At 66.2% G+C, this 17,427-nt stretch carries 15 protein-coding genes; 7 read left to right on the forward strand and 8 right to left on the reverse strand.

Annotated features, from left to right (window positions below; all coding sequences use genetic code 11):
• Positions 1-480 precede the first annotated feature (480 nt).
• The 3 genes from E3T35_RS16075 (at position 481) to E3T35_RS16085 (ending at position 4,179) form a co-directional block, all read left to right on the forward strand.
• On the forward strand, positions 481-2,769 hold the full coding sequence (locus tag E3T35_RS16075) for a polyribonucleotide nucleotidyltransferase (protein ID WP_134380056.1): 2,289 nt from the start codon (positions 481-483) through the stop codon (positions 2,767-2,769).
• Positions 2,770-3,096: 327 nt separating this feature from the next.
• Entirely contained in the window at positions 3,097-3,792 is a 696-nt protein-coding gene (locus E3T35_RS16080) for an SGNH/GDSL hydrolase family protein (RefSeq protein WP_241988891.1), read from the forward strand.
• A 51-nt stretch (positions 3,793-3,843) separates the two neighbouring features.
• Entirely contained in the window at positions 3,844-4,179 is a 336-nt protein-coding gene (locus E3T35_RS16085) for a metalloregulator ArsR/SmtB family transcription factor (RefSeq protein WP_198412796.1), read from the forward strand.
• A gap of 22 nt (positions 4,180-4,201) precedes the next feature.
• Here the strand turns inward: E3T35_RS16085 and E3T35_RS16090 are convergent, their stop codons facing one another.
• The 7 genes from E3T35_RS16090 to E3T35_RS16120 all read right to left on the reverse strand — a co-directional run bounded on the left by E3T35_RS16090 (position 4,202) and on the right by E3T35_RS16120 (position 11,910).
• On the reverse strand, positions 4,202-5,692 hold the full coding sequence (locus E3T35_RS16090; protein WP_198421043.1) for an NADH-quinone oxidoreductase subunit C: 1,491 nt from the start codon (positions 5,690-5,692) through the stop codon (positions 4,202-4,204).
• On the reverse strand, positions 5,692-7,140 hold the full coding sequence (locus tag E3T35_RS16095) for a proton-conducting transporter membrane subunit (protein ID WP_134380060.1): 1,449 nt from the start codon (positions 7,138-7,140) through the stop codon (positions 5,692-5,694). The genes E3T35_RS16090 and E3T35_RS16095 overlap by 1 nt, the downstream gene beginning before the upstream one ends.
• A complete protein-coding gene (locus E3T35_RS16100) occupies positions 7,140-7,799 on the reverse strand; it encodes a hypothetical protein (protein WP_092340991.1) in 660 nt (219 codons plus the stop codon). The genes E3T35_RS16095 and E3T35_RS16100 overlap by 1 nt, the downstream gene beginning before the upstream one ends.
• Positions 7,800-7,811: 12 nt before the next feature.
• Positions 7,812-8,765: a respiratory chain complex I subunit 1 family protein gene (locus E3T35_RS16105; RefSeq protein WP_134343625.1), complete on the reverse strand. Its 954-nt coding sequence runs from the start codon at positions 8,763-8,765 to the stop codon at positions 7,812-7,814.
• Positions 8,762-10,780, reverse strand: coding sequence for a proton-conducting transporter membrane subunit (locus E3T35_RS16110; protein WP_134343626.1), 2,019 nt, complete (start codon positions 10,778-10,780; stop codon positions 8,762-8,764). Before E3T35_RS16110 ends, E3T35_RS16105 begins: the two co-directional genes overlap by 4 nt.
• The gene (locus E3T35_RS16115) at positions 10,777-11,262 is read right to left on the reverse strand and encodes an NADH-quinone oxidoreductase subunit B family protein (RefSeq protein ID WP_092340995.1); all 486 of its coding nucleotides are present in this window, start codon (positions 11,260-11,262) and stop codon (positions 10,777-10,779) included. Before E3T35_RS16115 ends, E3T35_RS16110 begins: the two co-directional genes overlap by 4 nt.
• Before the next feature lie 186 nt (positions 11,263-11,448).
• Positions 11,449-11,910: an Lrp/AsnC family transcriptional regulator gene (locus tag E3T35_RS16120; protein ID WP_092340996.1), complete on the reverse strand. Its 462-nt coding sequence runs from the start codon at positions 11,908-11,910 to the stop codon at positions 11,449-11,451.
• A 131-nt stretch (positions 11,911-12,041) separates the two neighbouring features.
• On the opposite strand from E3T35_RS16120, the gene pdhA reads away from it, so the two are divergent.
• The 4 genes from pdhA to E3T35_RS16140 all read left to right on the forward strand — a co-directional run bounded on the left by pdhA (position 12,042) and on the right by E3T35_RS16140 (position 16,478).
• Positions 12,042-13,154: a pyruvate dehydrogenase (acetyl-transferring) E1 component subunit alpha gene (gene pdhA, locus E3T35_RS16125; protein WP_134380062.1), complete on the forward strand. Its 1,113-nt coding sequence runs from the start codon at positions 12,042-12,044 to the stop codon at positions 13,152-13,154.
• 89 nt (positions 13,155-13,243) lie between these two features.
• The gene (locus E3T35_RS16130; protein ID WP_233206121.1) at positions 13,244-14,203 is read left to right on the forward strand and encodes an alpha-ketoacid dehydrogenase subunit beta; all 960 of its coding nucleotides are present in this window, start codon (positions 13,244-13,246) and stop codon (positions 14,201-14,203) included.
• On the forward strand, positions 14,200-15,621 hold the full coding sequence (locus E3T35_RS16135) for a dihydrolipoamide acetyltransferase family protein (RefSeq protein WP_134380064.1): 1,422 nt from the start codon (positions 14,200-14,202) through the stop codon (positions 15,619-15,621). The genes E3T35_RS16130 and E3T35_RS16135 overlap by 4 nt, the downstream gene beginning before the upstream one ends.
• 194 nt (positions 15,622-15,815) lie before the next feature.
• Positions 15,816-16,478: a VOC family protein gene (locus E3T35_RS16140; protein WP_134380066.1), complete on the forward strand. Its 663-nt coding sequence runs from the start codon at positions 15,816-15,818 to the stop codon at positions 16,476-16,478.
• A gap of 3 nt (positions 16,479-16,481) precedes the next feature.
• On the opposite strand, the gene E3T35_RS16145 is transcribed toward E3T35_RS16140, so the two are convergent.
• The gene (locus E3T35_RS16145) at positions 16,482-17,381 is read right to left on the reverse strand and encodes a LysR family transcriptional regulator ArgP (protein WP_134380068.1); all 900 of its coding nucleotides are present in this window, start codon (positions 17,379-17,381) and stop codon (positions 16,482-16,484) included.
• Positions 17,382-17,427: the final 46 nt, after the last annotated feature.

Genomic DNA, 17,427 nt, shown 5'->3' on the forward strand with positions numbered 1-17,427 from the left:
GCGGTCCGGTTGGTCGCGGAACACTCGCGCTGTCCTGCAGAGCCAGTTTCACCCACGCGCGCATGATTCCGACAACCAGCAGTCGTCTGAGTCCCTGCACCGTCGCACCCTCATTTCAGTCCCTATCACTCTGCCCGAGACTCCGACCGTGCCCGCCGACTTGGTGGCACCAGTTCGGGGCTGATTCTGTGTCTGATAGGCTCGGTGACGGTCCTTCTTCGGAAGCGGCCGAGCAACCGGAGCGCAACTGGCAGGAAGCTGGTCCTCGGTGGTGGTTTCCCAGACTCGCGTATTTCAGGCGCGCAGCTTCTGGTGAATTTCTACTGGTGGCCAGCAAAACGACAGTGTTTACACAGAGATTGTTGAAACGCGGCTTAGTCCTGCCTGGTCGAGCTCCTCGTCCCACTCGCCTGTCATACGGGCACGCGAGCCTTCGTCGCCAGCATGGCGAGAAGCAAACTTAAAGGAGAAAACCCCCACATGGAGGGTCCAGAAATCACGTTCGCCGAAACCGTTATCGATAACGGCAAGTACGGCAAGCGCACCATCCGCTTTGAAACCGGGCGTCTCGCCCAGCAGGCGCAGGGTTCTGCCGCCGCCTACATTGACGAAGAGACGATGCTGCTCTCCGCCACGAGCGTCAGCAAGCAGCCGAAAGACAACTTCGACTTCTTCCCGCTCACCATCGACGTTGAAGAGCGTATGTACGCCGCCGGTCGCATCCCGGGCAGCTTCTTCCGTCGTGAAGGTCGTCCCTCAACCGACGCGATCCTCACCTGCCGCCTGATCGACCGCCCGCTGCGCCCGTCGTTCGTCGACGGTCTCCGCAACGAGATCCAGGTCGTCATCACCGTTCTGGCCATCGAGCCCGACGAACTGTACGACGTGCTCGCGATCAACGCGGCCTCCATGTCGACCCAGCTCGCCGGCCTGCCGTTCTCCGGACCGATCGGTGGCGTTCGCGTTGCCCTCATTCCCGACGAGAACGGTGGCGGCCAGTGGGTTGCCTTCCCGAAGCACTCGCAGCTGGATGATGCCGTGTTCAGCATGGTCGTCGCCGGCCGCGTTGTAACGGACGCCGCCGGAGTGCAGGACGTCGCGATCATGATGATCGAGGCCGAAGCCACCGACGCCGCCTGGAACCTGATCAAGGGTGGCGCCATCGCGCCGAACGAAGCGGTCGTTGCCCAGGGCATCGAGGCTTCCAAGCCCTTCATCAAGCAGCTCGTCTTCGCGCAGCAGCAGGTAGCGGATGCCGCCGCCAAGCCCACCGCGGACTTCGCCCTGTTCCCGCCCTACCAGCCGGCCACCTACGACGCCGTCGCGGCGCTGTCGTACGACCAGCTGGGGACGGTCTACACGATCGCCGACAAGGTCGAACGTCAGAACGCCGACGACGCGCTCAAGGCATCCGTCAAGGCCGCCATCGCGGCCAAGGTCGACGCCGGTGAGCTCGACGCGAGCGCCAACAACCAGGTCAACGCGGCCTACAAGTCGGTCACCAAGCTCGTTGTGCGCTCGCGCGTGCTCAACGAGGGCATCCGCATCGACGGTCGTGGGCTGGCAGACATCCGTCCGCTCGACGCCGAGGTTGCGGTCATCCCGCGCGTGCACGGCTCGGCCATCTTCCAGCGCGGCGAAACCCAGATCCTGGGCGTCACCACCTTGAACATGCTCAAGCTCGAGCAGTCGATCGACTCGCTGAGCCCGGTCACCAAGAAGCGCTACATGCACAACTACAACTTCCCGCCCTACTCGACCGGTGAAACCGGTCGCGTCGGAACGCCGAAGCGTCGCGAGATCGGCCACGGAGCGCTCGCTGAGCGTGCCCTGGTTCCCGTGCTGCCGACGCGTGAGGAATTCCCCTACGCCATCCGTCAGGTTTCCGAGGCGCTCAGCTCCAACGGATCCACCTCGATGGGTTCCGTCTGCGCCTCCACCCTGTCCCTGCTGAACGCCGGAGTGCCGCTGCGCGCCCCGGTCGCTGGTATCGCCATGGGCCTGATCAGCGACACCGTCGACGGTCAGACCCGCTATGCGGCACTAACCGACATCCTCGGCGCCGAAGACGCCCTCGGCGACATGGACTTCAAGGTCGCCGGCACGAGCGAATTCATCACCGCGATCCAGCTCGACACCAAGCTCGACGGTATCCCCGCCTCGGTTTTGGCCGGCGCGCTGACGCAGGCGAAGGATGCCCGCACCACGATCCTCTCCGTGCTGAACGCGGCGATCGACGCTCCCGACGAGATGGCGCCCACCGCGCCGCGCGTCATCAGCGTGCAGATCCCCGTCGACAAGATCGGCGAGCTGATCGGCCCGAAGGGCAAGACGATCAACTCGATCCAGGACACCACCGGTGCCGACATCTCGATCGAGGAAGACGGCACCGTGTACATCGGTGCCGTTGATGGACCGTCGGCTGAGGCCGCACGCGCCCAGGTCAACGCCATCGCGAACCCGACCAACCCCGAGGTTGGCGAGCAGTTCCTCGGAACCGTCGTCAAGATCGCCGCGTTCGGTGCCTTCGTTTCTCTGCTCCCGGGCAAGGACGGTCTGCTGCACATCTCTGAGGTGCGTAAACTTGCTGGTGGCAAGCGCGTGGAGAACGTCGAAGACGTGCTCGGCGTCGGCCAGAAGGTTCTCGTGGAAATCACGAAGATCGATGACCGTGGAAAGCTCTCGCTCGCCCCGGTACTGGAAGAGGCTGCTGACACCGAGGGTCGCGCTGCGGCCTCCGACAGCGCAGACGCTTCGATCGAGGTCTAGTACTTACGAAGACCGGTCCCAATAGATCTCCCGATCACCTCTCGCCAGGTCGGTCGGGTAGACGGAAGGCCCGCACTGCTTGCAGTGCGGGCCTTTTCGCGCGCGGCCCGAATTTGAGTCGTTGACAACGCCTTGCGGGTCTGATGACCGGGTCTACGTTCGCGGCATGACAAATCAACGATTAGTTTCAGGATTCCTGCAACGCCTCGGTGCCGTCGCCGTACTCGCGGCCGCCCTGCTCGCTGGCGCGGTGAGCGCCCGGCACTGGCTGAGACCAATTCCGATCCCGCAGCCTCGGTTGGCGCATCCGCTCCCGGCTATGTCGCCCTGGGCGACTCATTCACCTCTGGTCAGGGCGCGCCGCCGTACGCGTTCGACGGCACCGCTTGCCTGCGTTCCAAGCGGGCGAGCTACCCGATCTTCTCGGCCGTGGTCAGCCCCTATCGACTTGTGTCGAATAATGCCTGTTCCGGGGCCAGCACAGCGGATATCCCGGCTCAACTTCTCGGAGTGAGCCCCAGTACCGCCCTCGTCACCCTCACTGTTGGCGGCATCGATGCCGGCTCCAACGTCGTGTTGACGGCCTGTGCGCCCAACCCGGCCAGTCCGGTTTGCCTCGGTGCAATCAACAACAGCGTGGCTCAGCTGAGCGTTCTCGCTCCCAAGCTCGTGGGCACGTATGGCCTGGTAGCGGATACGCTGCCGCAGGCGAAGATCGCGGTCTTGAGCTACCCGCGCCAGTTCAAGCCCGGATTCTCCCCGCTGGGCGATGTACTCAATGGGGCCACAGACGCGCTGAACACGGTGCTTGCCGGATCCGTCGCTGCGATGACGACCCCGCGCATCCGCTTCGTTGATGCCTCGCAGGAATTCGCCGCGCACGGTGTAGGTTCGCGAATACCATACTTCGCGTTTGATCCGCTGAACCCATTCGCGTCGGCCAACTTTCACCCGAACGCCCTCGGCAACAGCCTCGGCTACGCGCGGGCCCTCGTGAATGACGGGCTGCTGCGCCGCAGGTGAGAGCGGCCCTATCTAGTTGAAAGAATCATAAGGTAACGATATACTAAACTTGTGTTGTCTTCAGGTTTGCCCGCTGCCCAATTGAAGTCCGACTTGTTCAAGTCGCTCGGGCATCCGTTGCGCGTGCAGGTTTTGGAACAGCTCGTCGCCGGCGAACGCTCGGTGGGGTCACTCGCCGAAGCACTCGGCTGCGAACTGTCCAACCTGTCCCAGCAGCTGGGCGTACTGCGCCGTGCCGGCGTCGTCGTCACCCGCCGGGAGGGTAACTCCATTTTCTATGCACTGCGCGACCCGAGCGCGGTTGAGCTGCTGGCCGCGGCCAAGCGTATGGTGCTGGCCAACCTCACCGACTCGCACGCCCTGCTCCGCCACCTCGAGCAAGAGTAGTTGCTGCTGGGCCTGAGCCGGCCTACAGGTCGTTGCCGGCGTAGGAGAGGTTGAAGCTCTTATTGGCCAGCGGAAAGTCGGGAACAATGGTTTCCGACAGGGCATCCGGTACGGCCGGCCAGTTCAGGAACGACGGGTCGACGACCTTGACGCGGGCGAGCGTGCCGTTGGCGGCGAGTTCAACCCGGTGGGTTGCCGTTCCGCGCCACGCTTCGACCAGGGCCAGTCCGGTGCCGGCGCTCGTCGGGTTCACGCTGAACGCGGTTCCGGTGTGGCCCTGCAGGCGTCGGAGCAGGTCGACGGCGACCGCGGTCGACACCTCGACCTCGCGGGCGCGCACGGTGTACCGGGCGAGCACGTCACCGCTGTCTTCGGTCACGACGTGGAAGACTTCGCCCAGATTGACGAACGGATGCTCGTTGCGGGCATCCGTGTCGATGCCCGATGCGCGCGCGACGTAGCCGAGCGTTCCGATCTGGGTCGCGTGCGCGTTGGAGAGCCGGGCCGTGCCGGTGAAACGGCCGCGCACGATGGCATGGCCGAGCGTGATGCCGGCCAGTTCGGCCATGGCGGCGGCAATGCGCACCAGATCGGCGGCTTCGGGGAGCGCGTTCACCCGGGTGCCGCCGACGCTCAGCGCACCGCGCAGGAGGCGGTGTCCGGTGACCGACTTATTGATGCGCATCAGCTGCTCACGGAGCCCCTGGGCGTGCGCGTCAATGATGCTGAACCCCACGTCGTTGGCCAGGGAACCAAGATCGGTCACGTGGTTGTAGAGACGCTCGAGTTCCAGAAGCAGAGCACGCAGCAGCCGGTCGGGCTCCGACACCTCGATACCGGCGGCCTGTTCGACAGCCATGACGAAGGCGAGGGAGTGACCGATGGCGGTGTCGCCGCTGATCTGCTCGGCTAGAAGCACGCCTTCGCCCGCAGTCTTGCCCTCGAACACCTTCTCGACACCACGGTGTAGGTACCACTGGCGGGCTTCCATGCGCACGATGGTCTCGCCGACGACCGAGAAGCGAAAGTGGCCGGGCTCGATGATGCCGGCGTGAATCGGGCCGACGGCGATCTCATAGACGCCAGGGCCCTCAACCGGCACGAAGGGGAATGATTCCACGTCGGGCTCAAACTCGGGCACGGCGGCGTTGGCGCGCAGCATCGGGTACCAGCCGCGCGGCCAGTGGCCGTGGCGAACCAGGCGGTGCGGCTGCGGGTGATTGCGGGGAACGACGCCGTACAGGTCGCGGATGCCGCGCTCGAAGTTGCCGGCCGGCAGGGAGATCTCGGCGAGGCTGGGAATCCAGGCATCGTCCCGCGGCACAGTGACCACCAGGTCGGCCCGCAACGATGCATCCCCGACGAAGGAATAGACGATGCGAAAGTGGTCGTCGTCTTCGTGGCAGGCGACCAGGGCCAGCCGGCTGCCGGCATCGAGCAGCGCCCCGGCGGCGGCCGGCAATTCCGCACGGTCGAGGTGGCGGAGTTCGCCGGGCATTAGTTCGTCAGCCATTAGTTGGTACCTCCGAGAACGGCTGTGGCCTGCAACAGTAGAGTGCCGACCGGTTCGGCCACGAAAGCGATCGTGGCTGTCGTGGCCAGGGCCAGGATGATCGGCAGGCGCGGGCCGTGGGTCGAATAGTCGGGTGTGAACGCGGCGCCGTCCGGGGGAGCGCCGATGGTCATCTGCACGGTGAGGCGGGTGAACGCGGCGAAGATCACCAGCAGCAGCACGAGGGCCGCTCCGACGACGCCGCCGAGGCCCACCGACCAGCCGGCCATGATGATGCCGACCTCGGAGAAGAAGATGCTGAACGGGGGAAAGCCGACGATGGCGGCCATGGCGATGAGCCAGGGTACGGCGAGGCCAGGCCGTCGCACCAACAATGCGCGCACGTCCGAGATCACCGGGGTGCCCTCGACCTTGAGGATACGACCGGAGATCACGAATAGGGTCGCCTTGATCAGGCCGTGGCCGAGAATGTACAGCAGCACCGAGGGGAGCGCGGCCGGGCCGATCGCCACACCGATCGCCATCAGGCCCATGTGTTCGATGCTGGAGTAGGCGAGCATCCGCTTGTAGTCGCGTTGGCGAATGAGCAGTGACGCGGCCACGAGCAGGGAGAGCAGGCCACCGATGCTGAGCATGGTGCGCAGAAACTCCGGGCCGATCACGAGGTTGGTGATCGACTGGATGCGCAGGATCGCGTAGAGCGCGACCGAGAGCAGCACGCCCGACATGAGGCCGGAGACCGGAGCTGGGGCCTGGCTGTGGGCATCCGGCAGCCAGGTGTGCATCGGGGCGAGACCCGACTTGGTGGCGAAACCGAGCACGGCCAGGGCGCCGCCGGCGGTGATCAGCGCCGGGTCGAGGCCTCGGTCGGCCTGGCTCAGGAGCACCCAGGACAGGGTCGGGGTGTCGGTACCGACCGAGGCAGCGTAGATCAGCACGATACCCAGCAGCGCGATGGCCACACCGACCGAGCCGAGGATGACGTATTTCCAGGCTGCTTCGAGGGACCGGCGGGTGCGGTGGTGGCCGACCAGGAATGCGGTGGCGATGGTCGTTGCCTCAACGGCGGCCCACATCAGGCCGATGCTGTCGGCCAGCACGGCGAGTGACATCGCGGCCAGGAACAAGGCGATGAGCGCCTCGTAGCCGGCGGCATCCCTGGTGCGGCTCGACGCCGCGCTGCTGAGGCCACCCCAGGTGGAGATGAGTCCGACCGCTCCGACGACGCTGAGCATGTAGGCCGAGAGGGCGTCGGCACGCAGCATGCCGCCGCCGCTTTCGAACACGGCACCGTCGAGCACTGCGCTGACCAGCAGCAGGCCGGAGACGAGCACCGCGCTCGACGCGGCGACTCCGACGAAACGGCGGTGCGCCGAGCCGCGCAGAAGCAGGCTGAGGCCGGCGAAGGCGAGTGGGCCGACCAGGGGAATCCACAGAACAAATGACATCAGTCGTGCAACTCTCTGAGCTGATCAACGGCAGTGCCGCCGAACTTGGTGCGCATGCGGCCGGCGAACACGTGCAAAATGAGCACGACCAGCAGAACGTCGAGGGAGACTGCGAATTCGAGCAGAATAGGCACGCCGCCGCTGGTCAAAAAAGCGATGGTGGCGATGCCGTTGTCGAGCAGCAGAAAGCCGATGAGCTGGGAGCGCGCGCGGCGCCGGCTGATCAGCAGCAGAAAGCCGATGAGCACCATGGCCAGGCCGATCGGTGCGGCGTGGCCGGTCTCACTGTCGCCGAGACCGAAGACGCGGCTGACCACGACATAGCTGAGAATGGTCAGCAGGGTGACGGCGAGCAGCGCGGCGGTCGGGTTGAGCCGGGGCGATTCCTGAATCTGCTTGATCGACGCCTTGGACTGGTGAGCGAGCACCCAGGGCAGGCCGACGCCCTTCACCGACAGGATCAGCAGCGACACCAGCACCAGTTCGGACTCGCCCTCGGCGATGCCGATCACCGCGACGAGTGCGGCAAGGGCAACGCCCTGCAGGGCGAGCAGCCGGATCGAGGCGAGCAGGGAATGACGCCAGACCATCAGCGCGCTCGTGAGCAGCAGGGCGCCGGTGCAGAAGCCGATCAGTTGGGGATAGAAAGTTTCAAACACGACGGATGCTCCTCAGGCGACCAGGTAGGAGGCGGTGACGGCCAGGAAGGCGAGGGCAAAGGAACCCGCGAGAAGCTCGGGGACCTGGAACAGGCGCACCTTGGCCAAAAAGATCTCGCCGACACTGAGCAGAACACCGAGCACGAGCACTTTCACGGCGATGCTGACCACGCCGATCGCGAGGCCCAGGGCGCTGAAATCGGTGACGACACCCCACGGCACGACCAGGTTGCTGACCAGGCCGAGCAGGGCGGCCAGTTTCAGCCAGGAGCCGACCTCGAGCCAGGCCAGGTCGCGGCCGCTCGCTTCGAGGGTCATTGCCTCGTGCAGCATGGTCAGTTCGAGGTGGGTGCCCGGATTATCGACGGGCAGCCGAGCTGTTTCAGCCATGATCGCAATCGACAATGCCACGAGCGCCAACACGCTGACCGGCGAGATGATCACCTCGGGGGAGAACAGCCGGGTCTCGACGATCGCCGAGATCGTGCTGGTTCCGGCCGGAATCGACAGAGCGTAGACCGAGAGCAACAGGGTGGGTTCGACCAGGGCCGCGACGGTCATATGTCGGCTGGATCCCATGCCGCCGAAGGCCGTACCGCCGTCGAGTCCGACGAGAGCGAGCGCGACCACGCCGATGAGCATGACCGAGACGACCACGAACAGGTCGCTCGGAATGGACGGGAACGGTATGGTCCCCACGAGCGGCAGCAGCACGCAGAGCAGCAGGCTGGAGACCATCAGAGCGACCGGGCCTGCCTTGAGCATCCAGCTGCTGCCTTCGGCACGCACCGGATTCTTCGCGAGCAGTTTGCGCACGTCGCGCCAGGGCTGCCAGATTCCGGCACCGGCTCGACCTTCGATGGTGGCCCGCACCTGGCGGATCACGCCCATGAGGAGCGGGGCGAGGAAGACAAACAGCAGGACCTGCACGAAAGCGATGATGATGGCGCTGACGACGGCGTTCATAGCGAGACCACAATCAGCACGATCAGCAGAGCAACGAAAGAATAGGACAGATAGCGGTGGATGCTGCCGTTGGCCACATGCCGTACGACGATGCCGTAACGCTGGAACAGGTTGAGTACCGGCCGATACAGCCGGGTTTCAATCACGTCGGAGACGTGTTGTTCGACCCGTACTTTTTCCACCAGATAGCGCGACTCAGCCACGTGGGTGACCTGCACATCACGGGACGGCTTGAGCACGTCGTCGAAGACCCGCACCAGTGGTTCGGCGTAGGACGTCGCCGTGTACTGCATGCGCGGCCGCGCCCGGGAACCGCCGCCGCCCCAGGGCAGGTCGACGGTGCGATGCGGATGCCGCCGGGCCGACACGACGATCGACACGACCACCGGGATGGCGACGAGGGCGGAGAGCACGACGAGCATGATCGGGTCCAGTACCGCCCCGATACCGGGTAGCGACACCCCGCCCAGACCGACCGACTGCACCGCGGCGGTGGGGTTCGAGCTGACCGTGTTCGCCACGAGCGCGGCGATCGGCCCGGGGAGTAGCCCGAGAGCGAGCACGGAGAGGGCGCCGAGCGCGAGGGAGAGCTGCATGAGCGGCGGCACCTCGCGGGCATCCGCTGCTGGGGCGCTGCGGGGGCGGGCCAGGAAGGCAATACCGTAGGCCTTGACGAAGGTGAGCAGGGCCAGGCCCGCGGTGAGGGCGATCACGGCGACGGCCAGGGGCATGGCGACGGATGCCGCGACCGAGACGACCGCCCCGCCCTGACGACCACCGTGGATGAGCGACTGCAGCAGCATCCACTCGGCGACGAAGCCGCTGGTGATCGGAATGGCGGCGGCGCCGAGGCTCGCGATGCCGAACGCGGCGGCGGTGACCGGCATGCGGGCGCCGAGTCCGCCGAGGCGGTCCAGGTTGCGCTCGCCGGTGGCGTGGATGACGGCGCCGGCACCGAGGAACAGCGTGGATTTGAACGCGGCGTGGCTGACGGCGAGGAGCAGGGCGGCGACGAGCGCGGCATCTGCTGCTGCGGTGGCGTCGTAGCCGCGCAGCAGCATACTCGCCCCGAGGCCGAGAAAGACCAGGCCCATGTTCTCAGTGGTCGAGTAGGCGAGCAACACCTTGAGGTCACTCGACACGGACGCCTGCAGAATGCCGTAAAGAGCGGATGCGCCTCCAACCAGCATGATCGCGATCCCCCACCAAGCCGGACCGTCGGGCAGCAGCCGTACGCAGACCAGCAAACCGCCGTACACGCCGATCTTGACCATGGCCCCGCTCATCGCGGCCGAGACGTGGCTGGGAGCTTCGGGCAGCACCCGGGGGACCCAGACGTGCAGCGGCACCAGTTCGGCCTTGCCGCCGAAACCGAGTAGGAACAGCACGAAGGCCACGTTCGCCGCCCACGAACCGGGTTCGATCGCCTGCAGGTTGGTGAAGCTGGTTCCGCCCGACGCGGCAGCGAGCACGGCGAATCCGGCCAGAATGAAGAAGAAGCTCAACTGGGACATGGCCGAGTACCAGATGCCGGCCGAGGCGACGGTGGCGCGGCTGGCATGGTCGGCGAGCAGCAGCACGGTGGAGCCGAGGGTCATGATCTCCCAGGCCAGCAGGAACGACACCGAGTCGGTCGCGGCCGGTACCAGCTGCATTCCCACGAGGAATACCGGCATCGCCACCCAGGCGGTGCGGCTGGCGTCGGGGCCGCGGGTGGAACTCATCGAGTAGAGCGACACGAGAATGCCGACGCCGGAAACCACGAGCATGAACAGGCCGCCGAGGCGGTCGGGGGCCAGCAGTAGCGGGTCCATCGGCAGGGCGATCGGAATGAGCAGGCCGCCGGTGGCGCCGAGCAGGGCACCGAGGCCGGTCACAAAGCCGGTGACGGCGATGAGGGTACAGAGGATGCCGCCCGCCCGTGACCGCAGGGAGGGTGCCGCCAGAAGGGCGCTCGTGACGGCCAGCGCGCCGAGGCCCAGTTGCAGGAGGAGCCCAGCTCCGATGCCGGTCATCGGCCGGTCATCCGGCGGAGGGCCTGCACGATTTCGGTCGGTTCCGGCGGACTGCCTGGTACCTCGATATCTACGTGCACGAAGTCGGACACCGGACCCATGATGCCGTAGCCGTCGCGGAAGGCACCGCCGTGCAGGGCACAGTCGCCGACCGCGATCACAAACCGGGGGGTCGGGGTGGCCTCAATCGTCCGACGTAGCGGCTCCGCCATATTGCGGGTGACACTGCCGACGATGAGAAGGACGTCGGCATGCCGCGGTGAGGGCACGAGGCGCACGCCGTAGCGTTCCACGTCGTAGACCGGGCCGAAGGCTGCGGACACTTCGAGCGCACAGTCGTTGCAGCCGCCGGCGTTGATGAACCGCACCTGCACGCTGCCACCGAACACTTCAGCTCCCGCCAACAGTGGCGGGGCGGGCGGGGCCGGTTCGGCGATGCGTGAGCCGTTACGAATAAGGGTGGCCAATCGCAGGAAGCTCATACGAGTCCCCGGTGTGCATGCATGTTCACGAAGCTGGTGCCTTCTGTGGGGAGCGCGAAAGTCGAAGGTGTTGGGCAGGCGACGGATTTTGCGGTGCGTCTGGTTGAGTGCAAGACTACCAGCGCAAATAACTTCATTACTTCTTTATATAACTATATGAAGAAATTAGCAAATAGATCCCGACGACTAGCCACGGTCGAGCAGCGGGGTGAGGCGATACGGGATGACCTCGCCCATGGCCAGCGAGGTCTCCGTGCGTTCGACACCCTCGCAGGCGAGGATCGTGCCGTCGATGCGAAACAGGTCGGCGGCATCCGTGCAGACGACCCGTACCAGCAGGTCGGTCTGCCCGCTCATGCCGTGCGCCTGCACGATTTCGGGGATCAGCGCGAGGTCGATCACGATCTGCGCGAGCCTTTTCTGCTGCACGTGCACCTCGATGAATGCGGTCAGCGGGTAGCCGAGGGCGGCCGGATTAATCCGGCGATCGAAGCCGAGAAAGGCGCCAGAGTCTTCCAATCGCTTCATGCGCGCCTGCACGGTGTTGCGGGAGAGGCCCAGGGTGTCGGCGAGCGCGACGAAGGTGCTGCGCGGGTCGGCGGAGAGCGCTTGGAGTAGCTTCGTGTCGGTCTTGTCAAGGCTGTACATAGTGTAAAACATTAACACGGTCTGGCGAGCCTGAATAGGGCACTCTGCTCACTATTTTTCACAGTGGTTGTGCTCCCTGTCGGGTCGACATAGGCTCACGTCAACTTTAGCAATGACGCTCGGAGCGACCCATGATTGATTTCTCCCCCCAGCTGGTGCAGCTTCTCTCGATTGACGGCGAGCGGATGCCCCGGCCCGACTTCGACCCGTGGGTCGACGATCTCGACGGGTTGGCCCTTCTGGCGCTCTACCGCGACATGGTCGTGGTGCGCCGCATCGACACCGAGGCGACCGCCCTGCAACGCCAGGGCGAACTCGGCCTGTGGCCGCCGCTGCTCGGCCAGGAAGCCGCGCAGGTCGGCTCCGCTCGCGCCCTGCGCAGCGACGACTTCATCTTTCCGAGCTACCGCGAGAACGCGGTCGCCTACTGTCGCGGCGTGAACCTCACCGACATCGTCAAGGTCTGGCGCGGCAACGCCCAGTCCGGCTGGGACCCGTACACCGTCCAGATGGCCACCCCGAACATCATCATCGGCGCGCAGACCCTGCACGCCACCGGCTGGGCCCTCGGCGCCCAGCGCGACGAAATCGATGCCGTGGCCATCACCTACTTCGGTGACGGCGCCACGAGCCAGGGGGACGTTAACGAGGCCATGGTCTTCGCGGCGAGTTTCCAGGCCCCGGTCGTCTTCTTCTGCCAGAACAACCAGTGGGCCATCTCCGAACCGATCGGGGTACAGGCTCACCGCAACATCGCCGATCGCGCGCCGGGTTTCGGCATCCCGAGCCTGCGCATCGACGGCAACGACGTGATCGCGGTCATGGCCGCGACCCGAATCGCACTCGACCGGGCCCGCACCGGCGGCGGCCCCACCTTCATCGAAGCGGTCACCTACCGCATGGGACCGCACACCACAGCGGATGACCCCACCCGCTACCGAGACCCGGCCGAACTGGCCGAGTGGAAGACCCGCGACCCGTTGCTGCGTTTGCACCGGTTACTGACGAAGCTCGGTGAAATCACCCCCGAGGTTGAAGCGGCCACCCAGGCGATCGCCGATGCCGCGGCCGCCGAGTTGCGCGCCGGCTGCATCGGCCTGCCGGACCCCGAGCCGCTCAGCGTATTCGACCATGTCTACTCCACTCCCAACGCCACCCTGGAGCGCCAGCGCGCCGAGTATGCCGGGTATCTCACGAGCTTTGGAACACAATTCGATATTGCTGAACAAAATGGAACGGTGTGATGACCATGACCACCCTGACGACCCCCACCACCTTGCCCGGCCTTGATGCCCCGAAGCCGGTCCCGTTGACCGAGACCAAGACCCTCACCATGGGCAAGGCCATCAACGAGGGCCTGCGCCAGGCCATGCTCGACGACCCCAAGGTGGTGCTCCTCGGCGAGGACATCGGCGCCCTCGGCGGTGTCTTCCGGGTCACGAGCGACCTGCTCGCCCAGTTCGGCGCTCGCCGGGTCATTGACACACCGCTCGCCGAATCGGCAATCATCGGCACCGCAGTCGGCCTGGCCTACCGTGGCTACCGCCCGGTCTGCGAGATTCAGTTCGACGGCTTCATCTTTCCCGGCTTCGACCAGATCGTCAGCCAGGTCGCGAAGTTCCACTACCGCACCCAGGGAGCCGTGCGCATGCCGATCACCATCCGGGTGCCATTCGGCGGCGGAATCGGAGCGGCCGAACACCACTCCGAATCACCCGAGGCCTACTTCACCCACACCTCCGGACTGCGCGTGATCGCCGTCTCCAATGCCCAAGACGCCTACAGCCTCATTCGCCAGGCCATCGCCAGCGACGACCCGGTGCTCTACTTCGAACCCAAGCGTCGCTACCACGTGAAGGGTGAGGTCGTGCCGGAGCTCGGCGCCCCGATGGAGCAAGCCGTCATCGTGACTCCGGGAACGGATGTCACGCTCCTCACCTACGGCGCGCTCGTGTCCACCGCGAAGGACGCGGCGCTGGCCGCGTTCGACGAGGGAATCTCGATCGAGGTCATCGACCTGCGGTCGCTGTCACCGGTGGACTATGCGGTGGTGGAGGCATCTGTTCGAAAGACCGGGCGTGTGGTGGTGACCCATGAGGCGGCCCAGTCGGGTGGACTCGGCGGGGAGATCATCGCGACCATCACCGAACGCTGCTTCAGCTACCTGGAGGCCGCCCCGGTGCGGGTGACCGGCTTCGACGTGCCCTACCCGCCAGCCAAGCTGGAGAGCCACTACCTGCCCGACCTCGACCGCATTCTCGACGGTGTCGACCGGGTCATGGGGCGTCGATGATCAAGGTATTCAAACTGCCCGACCTCGGTGAGGGTCTCACCGAGAGTGAGATTGTGGCCTGGCTCGTAGCTCCGGGCGACGAGGTTACGCTCAACCAGCACATCGCTGACGTGGAAACCGCCAAGGCCGTGGTCGAACTGCCGAGCCCGTTCGCTGGAGTGGTCAGCGTGCTGCACCAGCCGGCCGGTGTGGTCGTGCACGTCGGCGAACCCATTGTCAGCTTCGACATCGGCGGCGGGGCCGAACCGACTTCTACGGCACCAACGGATGCCACGGCCGGCGCCGCCGCTCCGGCTGAGCAGCGCGAGGCCAACCTGGTCGGCTATGGCCCCGCCGTCGAGCGCGGCGGCCACCCCCAGCGTCGGGCCCGCGCGGGTGGCGCGGAATCGGTGCCCGCTCCCGCAACTCCGACGACAGCCGCGCCGGTGCCCGCGGTGACGCCGGCCGCAGTATCCACCGACCAGCCCGCCGTGGCACCCGTCCCGGTACCCCTTGCCGAACGCCCGCGCTCGACACCGCCGGTGCGGGCCCTGGCCCGCGACCTCGGTATCGACCTCACTACGGTGACCGGAACCGGAAAAGACGGCCTGATCACTCGGGACGACGTTCGCGCCCACATCACCGAATCCGTGCCGACTCCCGCCCTGCACGGGGAGCCCGTATCGCCCACAACGGCACCGGCCACAGCGGCACCGGCCACGAGCCGCGGCGACGACGTGCGCGAGACCCGCTCGCCGATCAAGAGCCTGCGGAAGCTCACCGCGGCAGCGATGGTGCAGAGCGCTTTCACCGCGCCGCACGTGACCGAGTTCCTCACCATCGACGTCACACCGACCGTCGAACTGCTCGATTCCCTGCGCACCGACCGGCAGTTCGAAGGCGCCGGCATCGGGATTCTCACCGTGGTGGCCAAAGCGCTCTGCCTCGCCGTCGGGCGCACCCCCTCGGTGAACACCCGCTGGGACGAGCCGGCCGGTGAGATCGTGCAGTTCCACCACGTGAACCTCGGCATCGCTGCCGCAACCCCGCGTGGGCTGCTCGTGCCGAACATCGTCGATGCTGACCGGCTCGACCTGCGTGGCCTGGCTGCCGCGCTCGCCGAACTCACCACGGCGGCCAGGTCCGGCACCACCACCCCGGCGGCGCTGTCCGGCGGCACGATCACCATCACCAATATCGGAGTGTTCGGCATCGATGCCGGCACGCCCATCCTGAACCCTGGCGAGGCGGCGATTCTGGCGATGGGCGCCATCCGTTCTCGGCCGTGGGAGTATCGCGGCGAGGTCGCACTGCGCAAGGTGCTCACGCTCAGCCTGTCGTTCGACCACCGACTGGTCGACGGCGAGCAGGGTTCCCGCTTTCTCGCCGACATCGGTACGATCCTGGCCGACCCGGCCCGCGTGCTGACCATGGTCTAACCCTCGCCGATCCGCTCCCTCCCCTGCACTAGTCGTCTTTATCCACTCTGGTGCGCATAACACCTGCAATTTGTCAGCCCGCCCAAAGAGTTCCGCGGAATTCCGGGGCATCCGGGTTTTGGCTCTGCAGATTGCAGGAGTTATGCACCAGACGGGCGGTTGACCGGGGTGCGGCGGCGGAGCAGAGTAGAGGCATGAACGCTCAACGTGCACTCCTCGCCCCCTTCACGACGAAGAAGCAGCTGACGGGCACAGCTTTCGTGCACCTCGACGGATGCCTGCACGCCGCTTTCCGCACCAAGGACTTCGTCTCCGCCCTGGAACTGGTCAACCGGGTCGGCGACGTGGCCGAGCAGATGAACCACCACCCCGACGTACGCCTGGGTTACGGCACCGTCTCACTCACCCTCACCTCGCACGACGCCGGGGGAGTCACCGCGCGTGACCTCGAGCTCGCCGCCCGCGTGCAGCAGATCGCCGACACCCTCGGTGCCACCTCGCGTCCCGCGCAGCCGACGCGCTATGACATCGCGATCGACTGCACCGACGCGGATGCCGTGCGCCCATTCTGGCGCGCTGGCCTCGGCTACACCGAGGTGGCCGGCGACGACGGCATCGAACTCGTGGACCCGCGCGGCCTCGCCCCCAAGGTCTGGTTTCAGCACATGGAGATCGCCCGCACCGACCGCAACCGCATCCATCTCGACGTCTACGTGCCAAGTGACGACGCCGAGGAACGGGTCGCGGCCGTGCTTGAAGTCGGCGGCGTGCTGCTCACCGACGAGCACGCACCCGACTGGTGGGTGCTCGCCGACGTCGAGGGCAACGAGCTCTGCGTCTGCACCGCCGCCTTCTGACGCTTAGAACGGCCGAAGGGTCGTCCGGGCTTCGGCTCGCACGGCCGTCGAGACGGCATCCAGCAGGGGCGAAGAGAGGTTCCACCGCTGCCAGAACAGGGGAACATCGACCGCCGACTTGGGGGCCAGATCGACCAGACGACCATCGGCGATCTCGACAGCGCACTGCTGTTCGGGCAGCATGCCCCAGCCGAAGCCCAGCAGAATAGCCCGCACGAAGTCGTTCGACGTCGGAATGTAGTGGATCGGCCCGCTGCTGCCACTGCCGGTATAGTCGCGCAGAAACGATTCCTGCAGGTCATCGTTGCGCTCGAAGGCGACGACGGGTGCGCCGGGAAGGGCGATCAGGCCGCCATGTGTCGGCAGCCAGCGCTCGATGAACGTGGGCGTCGCGACGGCGTGATAGCGCATCTGACCGAGCGGCTCGGTGATGCACCCCTGCACGGCCTCCCGCGTGGAGGTCACTGCTGCCATGACCGTCCCGGCGCGCAGCAGTCTCGTCGTGTGTTCCTGGTCTTCCCGGTGCAGGTCGAAGGCCACACCGAGGGTCTCTCCGAGTCCGGCGAGGGCATCGAGAAACCAGGTGGCGAGGCTGTCCGCATTCACCGCGAGCGACACAGGAAACGCCCGACCGTCGGACCTGCCCTCGTGCAGCTGGCGCACGGTGTCGGCCTCGAGCAGCTCCACCTGGCGCGCGTAGCGCAGCAGCACGTCGCCGGCGTCGGTGAGCCGGACCGGGGTCGTGCGCTGCACGAGCACCCGCCCGCTCGTCTGCTCCATCGCCTTGACGCGCTGCGACACCGCGGAAGGGGTCACGTGCAGCCGGGCAGCGGCCGCCTCAAACGACCCCTCGCTCACGAGCGCGAGCAGAGTCGCGAGCTGTTCGAGCGTAAATCGTTGCATTAGACCAGCTTATCCAGCCTAAGAAACTATAGCTGTACTGAATTAT

Source organism: Cryobacterium sp. TMT1-2-2, assembly GCF_004403505.1.
GTDB lineage: Bacteria > Actinomycetota > Actinomycetes > Actinomycetales > Microbacteriaceae > Cryobacterium > Cryobacterium flavum.

Excerpts from the sequence above, each read along its gene's own strand:
- E3T35_RS16075 (WP_134380056.1), top strand. The coding sequence starts at position 481 with ATGGAGGGTCCAGAAATCACGTTCGCCGAAACCGTTATCGATAACGGC.
- E3T35_RS16090 (WP_198421043.1), bottom strand. The coding sequence starts at position 5,692 with ATGGCTGACGAACTAATGCCCGGCGAACTCCGCCACCTCGACCGTGCG.
- E3T35_RS16095 (WP_134380060.1), bottom strand. The coding sequence starts at position 7,140 with ATGTCATTTGTTCTGTGGATTCCCCTGGTCGGCCCACTCGCCTTCGCC.
- E3T35_RS16105 (WP_134343625.1), bottom strand. The coding sequence starts at position 8,765 with ATGAACGCCGTCGTCAGCGCCATCATCATCGCTTTCGTGCAGGTCCTG.
- E3T35_RS16110 (WP_134343626.1), bottom strand. The coding sequence starts at position 10,780 with ATGACCGGCATCGGAGCTGGGCTCCTCCTGCAACTGGGCCTCGGCGCG.
- E3T35_RS16115 (WP_092340995.1), bottom strand. The coding sequence starts at position 11,262 with ATGAGCTTCCTGCGATTGGCCACCCTTATTCGTAACGGCTCACGCATC.
- E3T35_RS16120 (WP_092340996.1), bottom strand. The coding sequence starts at position 11,910 with ATGTACAGCCTTGACAAGACCGACACGAAGCTACTCCAAGCGCTCTCC.
- pdhA (WP_134380062.1), top strand. The coding sequence starts at position 12,042 with ATGATTGATTTCTCCCCCCAGCTGGTGCAGCTTCTCTCGATTGACGGC.
- E3T35_RS16130 (WP_233206121.1), top strand. The coding sequence starts at position 13,244 with ATGGGCAAGGCCATCAACGAGGGCCTGCGCCAGGCCATGCTCGACGAC.
- E3T35_RS16135 (WP_134380064.1), top strand. The coding sequence starts at position 14,200 with ATGATCAAGGTATTCAAACTGCCCGACCTCGGTGAGGGTCTCACCGAG.
- E3T35_RS16140 (WP_134380066.1), top strand. The coding sequence starts at position 15,816 with ATGAACGCTCAACGTGCACTCCTCGCCCCCTTCACGACGAAGAAGCAG.
- E3T35_RS16145 (WP_134380068.1), bottom strand. The coding sequence starts at position 17,381 with ATGCAACGATTTACGCTCGAACAGCTCGCGACTCTGCTCGCGCTCGTG.